13 protein-coding genes are annotated in these 14,103 nt (G+C 69.8%); 7 read left to right on the plus strand and 6 right to left on the minus strand.

What is annotated here, in order from left to right; genetic code table 11:
• Positions 1–34 precede the first annotated feature (34 nt).
• The 7 genes from O1Q96_RS11940 to O1Q96_RS11970 all read left to right on the plus strand — a co-directional run bounded on the left by O1Q96_RS11940 (position 35) and on the right by O1Q96_RS11970 (position 8,081).
• On the plus strand, positions 35–1,393 hold the full coding sequence (locus O1Q96_RS11940; protein ID WP_269248145.1) for a hypothetical protein: 1,359 nt from the start codon (positions 35–37) through the stop codon (positions 1,391–1,393).
• 114 nt (positions 1,394–1,507) lie between these two features.
• Positions 1,508–2,155, plus strand: a complete 648-nt coding sequence (locus tag O1Q96_RS11945) for a GntR family transcriptional regulator (protein WP_269248146.1) — start codon at positions 1,508–1,510, stop codon at positions 2,153–2,155.
• Positions 2,156–2,175: 20 nt separating this feature from the next.
• Positions 2,176–3,192, plus strand: coding sequence for a 1-aminocyclopropane-1-carboxylate deaminase (locus O1Q96_RS11950; RefSeq protein ID WP_269248147.1), 1,017 nt, complete (start codon positions 2,176–2,178; stop codon positions 3,190–3,192).
• A gap of 389 nt (positions 3,193–3,581) precedes the next feature.
• A complete protein-coding gene (locus O1Q96_RS11955) occupies positions 3,582–4,622 on the plus strand; it encodes a LacI family DNA-binding transcriptional regulator (protein WP_269248148.1) in 1,041 nt (346 codons plus the stop codon).
• A 259-nt stretch (positions 4,623–4,881) separates the two neighbouring features.
• Positions 4,882–6,168, plus strand: coding sequence for an ABC transporter substrate-binding protein (locus O1Q96_RS11960; protein ID WP_269248149.1), 1,287 nt, complete (start codon positions 4,882–4,884; stop codon positions 6,166–6,168).
• A 1-nt stretch (position 6,169) separates the two neighbouring features.
• Positions 6,170–7,192, plus strand: coding sequence for a carbohydrate ABC transporter permease (locus O1Q96_RS11965; RefSeq protein ID WP_269248150.1), 1,023 nt, complete (start codon positions 6,170–6,172; stop codon positions 7,190–7,192).
• Entirely contained in the window at positions 7,182–8,081 is a 900-nt protein-coding gene (locus tag O1Q96_RS11970; protein ID WP_269248151.1) for a carbohydrate ABC transporter permease, read from the plus strand. Before O1Q96_RS11965 ends, O1Q96_RS11970 begins: the two co-directional genes overlap by 11 nt.
• Before the next feature lie 217 nt (positions 8,082–8,298).
• On the opposite strand, the gene O1Q96_RS11975 is transcribed toward O1Q96_RS11970, so the two are convergent.
• The 6 genes from O1Q96_RS11975 to O1Q96_RS12000 all read right to left on the minus strand — a co-directional run bounded on the left by O1Q96_RS11975 (position 8,299) and on the right by O1Q96_RS12000 (position 14,061).
• Positions 8,299–9,498 carry a TerD family protein gene (locus O1Q96_RS11975; protein ID WP_269253574.1) on the minus strand — a complete coding sequence of 400 codons (1,200 nt, stop codon included), beginning with the start codon at positions 9,496–9,498 and terminating at the stop codon, positions 8,299–8,301.
• Positions 9,499–9,562: 64 nt separating this feature from the next.
• Entirely contained in the window at positions 9,563–9,784 is a 222-nt protein-coding gene (locus tag O1Q96_RS11980) for a hypothetical protein (protein WP_269248152.1), read from the minus strand.
• Between the two features lie 107 nt (positions 9,785–9,891).
• Entirely contained in the window at positions 9,892–10,881 is a 990-nt protein-coding gene (locus O1Q96_RS11985) for a zinc-dependent alcohol dehydrogenase family protein (protein ID WP_269248153.1), read from the minus strand.
• Positions 10,878–11,759 (minus strand): carbohydrate ABC transporter permease, encoded by an 882-nt coding sequence (locus tag O1Q96_RS11990; protein ID WP_269248154.1) that lies wholly within the window; start codon positions 11,757–11,759, stop codon positions 10,878–10,880. The genes O1Q96_RS11985 and O1Q96_RS11990 overlap by 4 nt, the downstream gene beginning before the upstream one ends.
• On the minus strand, positions 11,756–12,697 hold the full coding sequence (locus O1Q96_RS11995; protein WP_269248155.1) for a carbohydrate ABC transporter permease: 942 nt from the start codon (positions 12,695–12,697) through the stop codon (positions 11,756–11,758). The genes O1Q96_RS11990 and O1Q96_RS11995 overlap by 4 nt, the downstream gene beginning before the upstream one ends.
• Entirely contained in the window at positions 12,694–14,061 is a 1,368-nt protein-coding gene (locus O1Q96_RS12000) for an ABC transporter substrate-binding protein (RefSeq protein ID WP_269248156.1), read from the minus strand. Before O1Q96_RS12000 ends, O1Q96_RS11995 begins: the two co-directional genes overlap by 4 nt.
• Positions 14,062–14,103 lie beyond the last annotated feature (42 nt).

The raw sequence follows: 14,103 nt of genomic DNA on the forward strand, positions 1-14,103 counted from the left end.
GGGAAGGACCGAGACCTTCGGAGAGGGCTGGAACGTGCAGGAACGGCGCAACCCGTACTTCGAGATGTACGACGGAGATCTCGGACTCAGCGGTCTGACCGAGAGCTTCGCCGACGGGGCGGCGCCCGGCAGCGAGGAGGCGGCACTCGCACTCGTCACGGCGAAGATCGTCGCGTACGAGGAGGAGACGGCCCTCGACATGTCGGGGATCCAGCGGCTCGGCGAGGACGAGCGCCGCGCACTCGGGTTCGACGTGTTCCACGACGACTGGGGATACGCCGAGGAACTCCGAGCGGACCTGCGAAGGCTCCTGGAGTCGCCGTTGCCGGACGAGGTGCTCCGCGTGGTGTGGGCGGCTGCCACGGGGAGCGCCTGGGATCCGGAGGCCCACGGGATCGGCGTGCGGGACTGGCTGGGGCGGATCGACGCGACCTGCGCGGCGCATCCGCCCCGGTCGATGGTCGGCCGGAAACCGGCCGCCTCCTGGCCGTTCTGGCGCCTTCCCGTCGCGGACGACGCCGTACGGGACGCGATCCTGACGGAAATCCGGTCCTCCGCCGGAGAACTCACCGCGCCCGGTCTGGTGCCGGCGCTCGAAGAGGTCGTCACCCGCGCCGACCTCGATCTCGGGTTCCGGCTCTTCCTGCGGGCATTGAAGACCGCCTGCGTGCCGGTCCCGGAGGAGCGCTTCAACCGGTTCTTCGACCTGGGCGAGCCCTTCGGCTACCACATGGGGGTCGTCCATGACGGGCTCACCGTCGTGTGGCGGCCCCTGCACGTCGCCCGGTGCCACTTCGAGGCCGACTTCGGGTTCTCCGAGCTCGCCAGGCAGTTCGACCCGGTGTGGGAGCGGAGCACTCCGCAGCCCGAACTCCTCCGGGCGACCATCGAGGCCGACGGATATCGCACCCCGGGAGTCCAGGCGCTCGTCCTGTGGGAGGACGCCGTCCGGCTGCTGAGGTCCCCGCTGTCCACCGACACCATCACCACGCTCTGGGCAGCCGCGGCGAACGTGAACCCCGACCGCTTCGGGACCGGCGGAAGGGACTGGCTCCGGCAGGTCTCCGACGCGTGCGCCGCCCGGCTCCGGGAGGTCGCTCCCGCCCACACCGCCGTCCTGCCGCCTGTACGGGACGACCTGGCCGACGCGGTCCTGCGTGCACTGCGGGACGCCGAGCACCTGTTGACGGACGAGCAGGCCGGAGTGCTGGAGCAGGTCGTCGTCCGGGTCGACCCCGGTCTCGGGTACCGGCTGCTGCTCCGGGCCCTGCACACGGTCTCGGAGTGGCTCAGCGTCGAGCAGTACGACCGGTGCGCGGCGCTCGGCGAGCGGTTCGGGTACGGCGCGGACCTTGTTTCCGAAGCGGTGGAGCATCTCGTTCCCCAGGAGTGATCCCCCGGGCTCTCGTGCCGCGGGCCGAGGGGGCCTGAGGGCTCGGGCTCGGGCTCGGGCTCGGGTGGGTACTGGTCTTGTGTGGCTGCGGACTGACATCTAACATTTCAGTTCATGGAGGCCATGCGACCGGTGCCGCGCACCCTGCTCAGGGACCAGGCCTACGCCGCGATCCGCGACGCCATCGTGACCGGGGAGATCGAGCCGGGCGCGGTCGTGCGGGACGCCGAGTTCGCCGAGCGGCTCGGGCTGTCCCGGGCGCCGGTGCGGGATGCCTTCTCGCGTCTCGTCGACGAAGGCCTGCTGGAGAGCAAGCCGCAGAGCTACACACGGGTGACTCCGGTGGTCGCCGCCGACGTGCGGGACGCCGCAGCCGTGGTCGGGGCCATGCACGAACTGGCCGCGCGGGTCGCCGTGCCCCGGCTGCGCGGGCCCGACGTGAACGCGATGCGCTCGGCCAACGCGCGGTTCGCGCACGCCGTACGCGCCGGGGACGTGGACGCCGCCCTGCGTGCCGATGACGAACTGCACGACGTCCTGGTGCGGGCGAGCGGCAACCACGCGGTCGCGGCCACCGTCACGCGGTACACGCCGCTGATCCGCCGACTGGAACGGCGGCGCTTCGGCGAAGGCGGCAACTGCCGTTCGGCGGGACTGCACGAGCGGCTCATCGAGGCGTGTGCGGACGGTGACGTGGACGAGGCGGTCCGGGTCACCGCGGAGATCTGGCGCGGGCTCGAAGGCCTCGCCGACGGCGACTGATTCCGACCCCGGGAGGACCCATGTCCCTTTCCTCGTACGAGCGTTACCCCCTCCTGTTCGGGCCTTCGCCCGTCCATCCGCTGGAGCGGCTGACCGCGCACCTCGGTGGGGCCTCGCTGTGGGCCAAGCGGGAGGACTGCAACTCCGGTGTCGCCTACGGCGGGAACAAGACCCGCAAACTCGAGTACCTCGTCGCGGACGCGCTCGCCCAGGGGTGCGACACGCTCGTCTCGATCGGCGGAGTGCAGTCCAACCACACCCGGCAGGTCGCCGCCTGTGCCGCTCGGGCCGGGCTCAAGTGCGTTCTCGTGCAGGAGAGTTGGGTCGACTGGCCCGACTCCGTCTACGACAAGGTCGGCAACATCCTGATCAGCCGGCTCGCGGGTGCGGACGTGCGGCTCGTGCGAGCCGGGTTCGGGATCGGCTTCAAGGAGAGCTGGGAGCAGGCGCTGCGGGAGGTCGAGGGCGCGGGCGGGAAGCCGTACGCCATTCCCGCCGGAGCCTCCGATCATCCGCTCGGCGGGCTCGGGTTCGCCGGGTGGGCCTACGAAGTGGCCGAACAGGAACGGGAGTCGGGCGTCTTCTTCGACACCGTTGTGGTCTGTTCCGTGACCGGGTCGACGCAGGCGGGGATGGTGGCCGGGTTCCGTGCGCTGGAGGAGGCGGGCGGCCGTTCGCGGCGCGTCATCGGCATCGACGCGTCGGCCGATCCCGGCCGTACCCGGGCGCAGATCGCGCGGATCGCGCAGAACACCGGGCAACTGATCGGCGTCGCGGCGGAGTTGACCGAGGCCGATGTCGAGCTGGACGGGCGGTATCACGCGGGCACGTACGGCGTTCCCGACGAGGTGACGCTGGAGGCGATGCGGCTTGCCGCGCGGACCGAGGGCATGGTCACCGATCCCGTCTACGAGGGGAAGTCGATGGCCGGGATGGTCGATCTGGTGGGTCGGGGGGAGATCGGGCCGGACTCGACCGTGCTGTATGCCCATCTCGGTGGGCAGCCTGCGTTGAATGCCTACAGCGCCTTGTTCTGACTGTCTCGCTTGTTCGTGCCTCGTGCCTCGTGCCTCGTGCCTCGTGCCTCGTGCCTCGTGCCTCGTGCACCAGGTTCCGGCTCGTGGGTGGTGGGGGCGGGGCCGTGCCGGTATGTCCGTTCGCAGCCTTCCGGGCCTACTGCCCTGAGTTGTCATGAGTACGGGTCTTTTGCGGGAGCCCTATGCTGCGAACGTGACATACCGGCACGGCCCCGCCCCCGCGTGCGTTGGCGGGTGCACGGCGGGTGCGTGGTGAGGGCCCGGCGTGCGTCACCGGGTTCGCGGTGGGTGGCGTGGGGCGTGTCGGCGGGTTCGCCTTGGCGTATGCGTCTTGGGGTGACGCCGGGGTGTGGGGGCTTGTGCTCGTGTGGCCGGATACAGTGCTCGGCGTGTGGGGTGACGATCAGCGGGAGCCGCTTACCGGACGGCCTGACGGCTCTCGCCGGCGGGCCACTATTCATGACGTGGCCCAGTTGGCCGGAGTGTCGCGCCAGACGGTGTCACGGGCCGTCAACGACAAGGGTGAGATCGACCCGGGTACCAAGGAGCGGGTGCTGGAGGCGGCGCGGGTGCTGGACTACCGGCCGAGCCGGTTCGCTCGCGGGCTGGTGCGGAAGGGGACGGTGACGGCGGGGCTGGTCATCCCGGACCTGATGAACCCGTTCTTCCCCGAGGTGGCCGCCGGTGTGCTGGAGGCCGCCGAGCAGCGCGGCTGGCAGGTGGTCGTGTGGGACTCCCGTACCGATGACGCCAGGGAGCGCGAGGCACTCGACGTGCTGTCCCATCAGGCGGACGCGGTCGTGGGGTACTTCAAGAACGAGGACGACGTCCTGGCCCGGCGGCTGGGAGGTGTGCCGCTGGTGCTGCTGGAGCGTGGGCCGCAGCAGACCCGGTTCGCGGCCGTGGGAATCGACGCCGCCGTCGGAGTGGAGCAGGGCATCGCCCATCTGGTCCGTGCGGGGCACCGCCGGATCGGCATGCTGGACGGGGACCGGCTCGAGATTCCCGGCCCTCGGCGGGAGGCCTTCCTGGCCCAGGCGCGGCGGCACGGACTGCCCGTCGACGAAAGCTGGGTCGTGCTGTGCCCCGAGCACAGCGTCGCGGGCGGCGAGGCGGGCATGGAGCGGCTGTTGCGCGACCGGCCCGACGTCACCGCGGTCTTCGGGTTCAACGACCTGATCGCCGTCGGCGCGATGCGGGCCGCTCGGCGTGCCGGGCGCCGGGTGCCCGACGATCTGGCCGTCATGGGCTTCGACGGGCTGTCGCTGGGGGAACTGGTGGAGCCCGCCCTGACCACCCTGCACATCGACAAGAGACGGCTGGGCCGGCTGGCCGTCGAGCAGGTGGCCCGGCTGCGCGCCGGTGAGGAACCGCTGAGAGGCGCGGACGCCTGGGTGGTTCCCGAGCTGGTGGTACGAGCCTCCGCCTGATCCCGCGCGAACTGCCGGTCCGCCTCGGCACATTGACCTCGTACGTCCCTTGACACTGGTTTTCGGCCGCCCCGATACTCGACGGCAACGTTCACGTGAACGCTCACGGACCCTGCGACGCTGTCGGCCCGAGCCCTGGAAACACCCGCCGACATCGTTGTCCTGGTCTTCCCCCCACCCGTAGACGGGCCCGAGGCCGCGCCATGCCCCGGCCGGACCGTGCCCGGAAAGTGAGTGCGCGCCGATGGAACACCGAACGATGTCCCGCAGGGGTCTGCTGGGGGCCTCGCTGGGCAGTGCGGGTGCCGCCGTGCTCGGCCTGTCGGGATGCGGGGCGGGCAACGGCTCGGCCTCCGCGGGCACCGACCATCTCAGCATCTGGTACTGGCAGGGAGCCCTGAGCGACAAGCTGCTCGCCACCGCGAAGCGCTCCGTGCCCGGGGTGCCCGGGCTGAAGGTGAAGGGGTCGCCCATCGCCGGCGACTACAAGGCGAAGCTGCGCACCAGCATGGCCGCCCGCGCCCATGTGCCGGACCTGGCGTGTGTGAACTCCGGTGTCTCGGAGTTCTTCCCGGACGAGCAGGAGTTCCTGGACCTGCGGGACCTCGGCGTGGGCGCGATCGAGGACCAGTACCTGGAGTGGAAGTGGAAGGCCGCCACCACCCCGTCCGGCCGGGTGATCGGGTTCCCTCTCGACGCCGGACCCACCGCGCTCTTCTACCGCCGAGACCTCTTCGACAAGGCGGGGCTGCCGACCGAGCCGGACGAGGTCGCACAGGCCACCTCGACCTGGGAGAAGTACCTCCGGGTCGGGCGGACCCTCAGGGAGCGGGCGCCGGGTAAGCCGTACCTCGTCTCCCAGATCAGCTACGTCTTCCGGATGGTCCTGTACCAGAGCCCGAAGCAGTTCGTCGACGCCGACGACCGCTTCATCGGCGACCAGGAACACGTCAAGCACGCCTGGGACGTGGCCGTGGAGACCTACCGCCAGGGGCTCAGCGCCCGGGTTCTGGACTCGACGCCCGACTACAACGCGGCCATGAGCCGCGGCCGGGTCGCCACGGTGATCAACGCGGTGTGGGCGATCAACGGTCTCAAGCAGGTGGCACCGAAGACCTCCGGGAACTGGCGGCTGACCCGGATGCCCGCCGGGCCGACCAACTACGGCGGCTCGTACGTGGGCATCACCCGCTACTGCCGTGACCCGGAAGGGGCGTTCGCCTTCCTGAAGTGGATGCTCGGGCCCGAGAACCAGCTGAAGAGCTATCAGGAGATGGCCCTGTTCCCCACCACCCCGGCCGCCTACAGCCGACCGGCGATGCGCAGGCCCGACCGTTTCTTCGGCGGCCAGATCCCCGTCGACGTCTTCGGTCCGGCCGCCGAGAAGGCCCCGGTCACGTTCTCCAGCCCCTACGAGGCGACCGCCAACACCCCCGTCTTCCAGGAGCTGACCAACGTGGAAACGCTCGGCAAGAATCCCGACAGAGCGTGGCGGGACGCCATGAACGCCGCCGAATCCGCCCTGTCCCAGCGGGGGGTGAGCTGACATGGCCACCGTCGCGGACGCGGCGCGGGTTCCCGACGCCGAACGGAGCGAGAGGGCTGACGGCCGAGGGGCGGGCACCGGCACACCGTCCGGCCGGTGGCGGCGCCACCTTCCGCCGTACCTCGCCATCTCCCCGTACTACCTGCTGTTCGCCGTCTTCGGCGCGTTCCCCGTGGTCTTCTCCCTGTACCTGTCCTTCCAGGACTGGGACGGCATCGGGGACATGCGCTTCGTCGGCCTGCAGCAGTACGAGTGGCTGCTCAGGGACTCGGTGTTCTGGCACTCCATCCTCAACACCTTCCAGATCTGGTTCCTCTCCACGGTGCCGATGCTGTTCCTGGCCCTGGTCCTCGCCTTCCTGCTGCACTCGCAGGTGCGCTACGCGTCCGCCTGGCGGGTCGCGTACTTCATCCCCAACGTCACCTCGATGGTCGCCATGACCATCGTCTTCGGCTCGGTCTTCGCCCAGGCCGGCCTGGCCAACTCGATGCTCAAGGCCGTCGGGGTGGAGGACGGCGTCGGCTGGCTGAGCTCCTCGCTCGGCATCAAGTCGGCGATCTCGATCATGATCATCTGGCGGTGGGTCGGCTACAACGCCCTGATCTTCCTGGCCGGGCTGCAGGCCATACCCACCGAACTCTTCGAGGCCGCCCGGGTCGACGGGGCGAACAGCCGGCAGACCCTCTTCCGGGTCGTGGTGCCGCAGCTGCGGCCGGTGATCCTCTTCGCCGTCATCACGTCGACGATCAACGGCCTGCAGATCTTCACCGAATCGCAGGTGCTCTTCTACTCGGACGACCCCGGGACCACCGGCGGGCCGGGCCAGGAAGGTATGACCATCGTGCTCTACCTGTGGCAGAAGTCCTTCAACGACCTGCAGTTCGGCTACGGGGCGGCGATGGGCTGGCTGCTCTTCGCGATCATCGGGCTCTTCGCGGTCATCAACTGGCGGCTGGTGTCCGGCTCCGACCGCGACGGCCGCCGCGGCATCTCGCTGCGCAAGGGGGCCCGCAATGGCCGCTGAACATCGACGGGGTTCCGCGGCGACCGCCGACCGCGCGCCCTCCAACGCGGGGCTCGCCATCGGTTCCGGCAGCCGGGCGACCCGGATCTGGGTCCGCGTGGCCCTGCTCCTCGGGGTGCTGGTGTCGATGTTCCCCTTCTACTGGCTGGTGGTGATGGCCTCCGTCACCACCCAGGACATCCTCAGCTCTCCGCCCAGGCTGGTGCCGGGCACCCAACTGCTGCACAACATGGGGGAGGTGCTCGAGCGGATCGACTTCTTCACCTCGCTGTTCAACACCGTGGTGGTCGCCACCACCGGCACCGTCCTGGTGCTGTTCTTCGACTCCCTGGCCGCCTTCGCCTTCGCCAAGTACGAGTTCCCGGCGAAGAAGTTCCTCTTCGGCGCCCTGATGGCCACCTACATGATTCCCGCGCAGCTGTCGCTGGTGCCGCAGTTCGTCACCATGGCCCAGTTCGGCTGGGCCGGCACGCTGAAGGCCCTGGTCATCCCCGGCGCGGCCAACGCCTTCGGCATCTTCTGGATGCGCCAGTACGCGCAGAACTCGCTGCCCGACGAACTGCTCGACGCGGGACGGATCGACGGCGCCGGCTTCTTCCGGCTCTACTGGCAGGTCGCGATGCCGCTGTTCCGGCCCGCGCTGGCCTTCCTCGGCATCTTCACGTTCATCGGCATCTGGAACGACTACATCTGGCCGCTGGTCGTCCTGGTCAACCCCGACCGGCTCACGCTCCAGGTCGCCCTGGCCAACCTCAACGTCGCCTACAACACCGACTACGCCGTGGTGATGGCCGGAGCGCTGATGAGCGTCATCCCGCTGATCGTGGTGTTCCTGATCGGGGCCCGGCACTTCCTGCGGGACCTGGCGGCGGGCGCGACGAAGATGTGACCGGGCCGGCCGAGGGGCGAGGGGCGAGGGCGGTGACGGTGTCGGGCCCGGTGGACGCGGAGAGGGAGCGTCCGCGGGGTCCGGCGCCGGGTGCCTCGGCGGGCACTGGCTGCTGGAAACGCACCGGGAGCAGGTCGTCGCGCAGGTGCGGGACTTCCTCGCCGGGGTGCGTGTCCAGCAGCCGGCCCAGTACTACCTCGATGGGTCCGGGCGCTGCTTACAGCGCCTGGGCGGACGGCTTCACCATGCCGCGGACCGTGCGGGACTTGACGAAGTTGCCCAGCGCCGTCATCTCCCACTCGCCGGAGAACTGCTTGATGAGCTTGGCCATCATCACGCCGGTCTGGGCTTCCGCGCTGGTGAGGTCGAAGCGGACCAGCTCCTCGCCCGTGGCGGCGTCGATGAGCCGGCAGTAGGCCTTGGCGACCTCCGTGAACTTCTGGCCGGAGAACGAGTTCACCGTGAAGACCAGGCCGGTGACGTCCTGGGGGAGCCGGCCGAGGTCCACGACGATCACCTCGTCGTCACCGCCGCCCTCGCCCGTGAGGTTGTCACCGGAGTGCTTGATCGCGCCGTTCACGATCGAGAGCTTGCCGAAGTAGCAGCTGTCGATGTGGTTGCGCTGCGGGCCGTACGCGATGACCGACGCGTCCAGGTCGATGTCCTTGCCGCGGAACGCGGGCTCCCAGCCCAGGCCCATCTTCACCTGGGAGAGGAACGGGCGGCCGCCCTTGACCAGGGACACGGTCTGGTTCTTCTGGAGGCTTACGCGGCCCTTGTCGAGATTGATCTTCCCGGCGCCCGGGGCGGGGGCGGCAGGGGCCGCCGGGGGCGCGGGCGGAGCGGCGGGTGCGGCGAGCGGGGCCGGGGGCGCCGGCGCCTGGACCGCGGGGGCCGGCGGGGCGACCGGGGCCGGGGCGGCCGGTTCCTCGACGGTCACGCCGAAGTCCGTGGCGATGCCCGCCAGGCCGTTCGCGTATCCCTGGCCGACCGCCCGGGCCTTCCACGCGCCGTTGCGCAGGTAGACCTCGACGATCACCAGGGCCGTCTCCGAGCCGAGCTGGGGCGGGGTGAAGGAGGCGAGGACCGAGCCGTCGTCCGCGTTGCGGATGGTCGCCGTCGGTTCGACGCCCTGGAACGTCTGGCCCGCGGCGTCCGGGCTCGCGGTGACAACGATCTTCTCGATGCCCGGGGGCACGGCGGTCGTGTCGACCGTGATCGAGTCGGGGGTGCTGCCGCCGCCGGAGCGGTACGTCACGCCCTGGCCGGTCGGCTGGTTGTAGAAGATGAAGTCGTCGTCGGAGCGCACCTTGCCGTCGGCGGTGAGCAGCAGGCCCGAAACGTCGAGCCGCACCGGGGCGGCGACGTCCACCGTCACGCGGGTGACGGGGAGAGGGATGTTCGAGCCGGGGGTCATAGCTGTCATGCCGGGTGAACGAGCGGACCCGCTTTACCGTTCCCTTACCAAGCGGCCAATTGGGTCAGCGTCGGTTGCGGGGGTGGTCGCGGGCGGTTCGTTCGTTGCCGCGCTTGTAGTTGCCCGTCCAGCGGGCCATGACCAGCTGCGGGTCGCCGGACTCCGCTTCCGCGAGGAACTGGACGGCCCTCGGACCGCGGAGGGTGGTGGCGGGACGGGTTCCGTGGGTGATCGTCACGGTGCCGTCGGGGTGGTGGGCATAGGCGAAGCCGTGTGGGCGGGGCATGAGGGGATGGTAGGCGGGCGAGGCCCCACCGCCCCAAGGGTTTTCGCCCCCGGTGGCTCGTCGGGCGGTTCCCCGCGCCCCTTTCCGGGGCGCGGGGGCCGATCCTCCTACGGGACCACCACGATCTTCCGGCCGACGCCCGAGGCGAACTGCTCCAGTGCCTGGGGGTACTGGTCCAGGGGCAGCCGGTCGCTGATGAAGACGTCCGGGTCCAGGACACCCGTCGCGAACAGCTCGGCCGCCCGCTCGAAGCTGTGGAGCACGGCCATCGAGCCGGTGATGGTGATCTCCTGGTTGTAGATGCGGTACGGGTCGATGGTGACCCGTGTCGCGTAGTCGGCCACGCCGAACTGCAGGAACGTGCCGGCCTTCGCGACCCGCTCAAGACCGTCCTGGATCGCCGCCGCGTTGCCCGTGGCGTCGACCACCAGGTCCCAGCCCTGCGGCCGGTCCAGCTCGTCGGCACCGGTGGCCGTCGCCGAGACACCGAGCCGCTCGGCCGTGGTCAGCCGCTGCGGATTGATGTCCACCACGTCCACGCTCGCCGCCCCGGTCCGCTTGGCGAGCTCCAGCATCATCAGGCCCATGGTCCCGGAACCGTAGATCAGCACGTGGGCGCCCAGGCGGGAGTTCAGCACGTCGTAGCCGCGCACCGCGCAGGAGAGGGGTTCGACCAGGGCCGCGTCCTGCGTACGGATGTGCTCGGGGAGCTTCACGCAGTTCGCGACCGGGGCGAGCGCGTACTGGGCGGCGCCGCCCGCCGTCGTCACGCCGATCGCCGCCCAGCGCTCGCAGAGGTTGTTGTGGCCCGTACGGCAGTACCGGCACTCGTAGCAGTAGAGGGAGGGGTCGACGGCCACCCGGTCGCCGACCGAGAGCTCCGTGACCTGCCTGCCGACCTCGACGACCTCGCCTGCGAACTCGTGCCCGGGCACGATCGGCAGTGCGGGCGCGAACTCGCCCTGGAGGATGTGCAGGTCCGTGCCGCACAGCCCGCAGGCCGCGACCTCCACGACGACCTCGCGGGGTCCTGGCGTCGGGTCCGGGACCTCGGCGACGACGGCCTTTCCCACGGACTCGATGACGGCGGCCTTCATTTCACGGCTCCCAGTGACAGGCCCTGGACCAGTTTGTCCTGGGCGGCGAACCCCGCGGCGAGCACCGGCAGGGAGATGACGAGCGAGGCGGCGCACACCTTCGCCAGGAACAGGCCCTGGCTGGTGATGAAGCCGGTGAGGAAGACGGGGGCCGTCTCCGCCACCACGCCCGTGAGCACCCGGGCGAACAGCAGCTCGTTCCAGCTGAAGATGAAGCAGATGAGGGCGGTGGCGGCGATGCCCGGAAGGGCGATGGGCGCCACGACCCGGGCGAGGATCGTCGGCAGTTTCGCGCCGTCGATCTGCGCCGCCTCGATGATGGCGACCGGCACCTCGGCGAGGAAGGACTGCATCATCCACACCGCGATCGGCAGGTTCATCGACGTGTAGAGGATGACCAGGAGCCAGATGTTGTCCAGCATTCCCGTGTTCTTCGCGAAGAGGTAGATCGGCAGGAGGCCCGCGACGACCGGCAGCATCTTCGTGGAGAGGAAGAAGAACAGGACGTCCGTCCACTTCTTCACCGGGCGGATGGAGAGTGCGTAGGCCGCGGGGAGGGCCAGGAGGAGGACCAGGAGCGTCGACACGAGGGACGCCACCGTGGAGTTGATCAGCGCGGGCCAGGGGCTCGCCCCGCCACCCGTGCCGAAGAACTCGCGGTAGCCGTCGAGTGTGAGCGCGGCTCCGATGGACGGTGGGTTGGTCGCCGCGTCCTCCTCGGAGTGGAAGGACGTCAGCGCCATCCATGCGATGGGGAGGAAGAAGACGACGCCGGCCAGCCAGGCGACCAGGCCGAGGCCCCTTCCCTTGACGGGGCGGGGGCCGGGACGGCCGGACCCGGTGGTGCGGGGACGTTCACGTACAGCGGTGGCGCTCATGCGCGGCCCACCTCCTCGCGGAACAGGGACGAGACCACGCGCAGTGCGAAGGTCGCGATGATGATCGAGCCGATGACGACCAGAACGCCGGCGGCGGAGGCCAGGCCGTTCTCGTGGGCCTGGTAGAAGCTCTGGTAGACGGTGTAGGGCAGGTTCGCGGTGCCCAGGCCGCCGGACGTGATGGTGAAGACCGCGTCGAAGTTCTGCACGATGTAGATCGAGCCCAGCAGGGCGCCCAGTTCGAGATAGCGGCGCAGGTGGGGGAGGGTCAGATAGCGGAAGACCTGCCAGTCGCTCGCGCCGTCGACCTTCGCGGCCTCGATCTGCTGGTGGTCGCGGCTCTGCAGCCCCGCCAGCAGGATCAGCATCATGAAGGGCGTCCACTGCCAGACGAGGGACATCTCGACGGCGAGCAGCGGGGTGTTGGAGATCCAGTCCGGCTGTGGTCCGCCCACATAGTGCAACAACCCATTGAGCAGGCCGTATTCGGGGTTGTAGAGCACATGCTTCCAGAGCAGGGCCGCCGCCACGGGGACCACCAGGAAGGGCGCGATCAGGAGCGTACGGACCAGGCCGCGGCCCCGGAACCTCCGGTCGAGGAGGAGGGCGAGGCCGAGGCCCAGGACGAGGCTGACGAGGACGACGGTGGCCGTCAGCAGGATGGTCGTCCAGACCGACCTGCGCAGGGCCGCGTCGCCGAGGACCTCCAAGTAGTTGCCGAAGCCCGTGAAGCTGCGGGCGTCCGGATAGAGGGAGTTCCAGTCGAAGAAGGAGATCACCAGCGTGGCCACGAACGGGAGCTGGGTCACGGCGATCATGAAGATCAGGGCGGGCAGGAGCGGGGCCCGGGTCGCCCAGGCGCGCAGGCGGCCGGAGGGGGGCTTCTTCTCCGTGCGTACGGATGGTGCGGCCACGGGGGCTGTCGTTGTCGCGGTCATCGTCCCTCGTACTCCTCGGCGATCTCCTCGGCCAGCTTCTGGGACTTGTTCAGGGCCGACTCGACGGACTGGCGCCCGGCGATGGCCGCGCTGATCTCCTGGGAGACCTTCGTGCCGAGATCGGTGAACTCGGGGATGCCGACGAACTGGATGCCGGGCGCGGGCCGCGGCTGCACCCCGGGGTCGGTGGGCCGGGCGCCCTCGATGGCCTCCTTGGTCATCTCCTGGAAGGCGGCGGCCTCCTTGAGGTAGGCGGCGTTCGTGTACGTCGACGCGCGCTTGCCGGCCGGGACGTCGGACCAGCCGACTTTGTCGCCCACCAGCTGCTCGTACTCCTTGCCGGACGCCCAGGAGACGAACTTCCAGGCCTTGTCGGGGTTGCGCGACGCGTCCTGGATGCCCCAGGCCCAGGTGTAGAGCCAGCCTGAGGAGTCCGTCTTCTCGACCGGTGCCGGTACGTAGCCGATCTTGCCCTTGACCGGGGACTTCGCCGACTCCAGGGAACCGGCCGCGGACGTGGCGTCGTACCACATGGCGACCTTGCCCTGGGTCATGTTGTTCAGGCACTCGGCGAAGCCGGCCTGGGCCGCGCCGGACTCGCCGTGCTCGCGGACGAGGTCCACGTAGAACTTCGTCGCCTTCTCGAACTCGGGGGAGTCGAGCTGTGCCTTCCAGTTCTTGTCGAACCAGGTGCCGCCGAAGGTGTTCACCACGGTGGTGAGGGGAGCCATGACCTCGCCCCAGCCGGGCAGGCCGCGCAGGCAGATGCCCTTCATCCCGGACTCGGCGCCGTCGGCCTCGGCGGCGAGTGCGGCGACCTGTGTCCAGGTCGGGCGCTCGGGCATCGTGAGGCCCTTCGCCTCGAACACGTCCTTGCGGTACATCAGGAAGGACGACTCGCCGTAGAAGGGCTGTCCGTAGAGCTTGCCGTCCTCGCCGGTGAGGGACTGGCGCATCGGCTTGAGGACGTCCTGCTCGTCGTACGCCGGGTCCTTGGCCACGTACGAGTCCATCTCGTGCAGCCAGTCGTTCCTGGCGTAGATCGGTATCTCGTAGTTGGACAGGGTGGCGACGTCGTACTGGCCGGCCTGGTTGGCGAAGTCCTGGCTGATCTTGTCGCGGACGTCGTTCTCCGGCAGCACGGTGAAGTTCACCTTGATGCCGGTCTCCTTGGTGAAGTGGGCGGCGGTGAGCTTCTGCAGCTCCATCATCTGGGGGTTGTTGACCATGAGGACGTTGATGGAGTTGCCACCGGAGCCCGCTCCGCCCGCTCCGGCCCAGCAACCGGAGAGCAGCGGGGCGAGCAGCGTCCCTGCGGCGGCCGCGGCGAGCGCGCGCGGCCTCCGTCGGCTCTGGGTGCGCATGGATCACTCCTGGATGTATCAGTACATTTCGGATGGCCTGGG

It is taken from the genome of Streptomyces aurantiacus, assembly GCF_027107535.1.
Classification (GTDB): domain Bacteria; phylum Actinomycetota; class Actinomycetes; order Streptomycetales; family Streptomycetaceae; genus Streptomyces.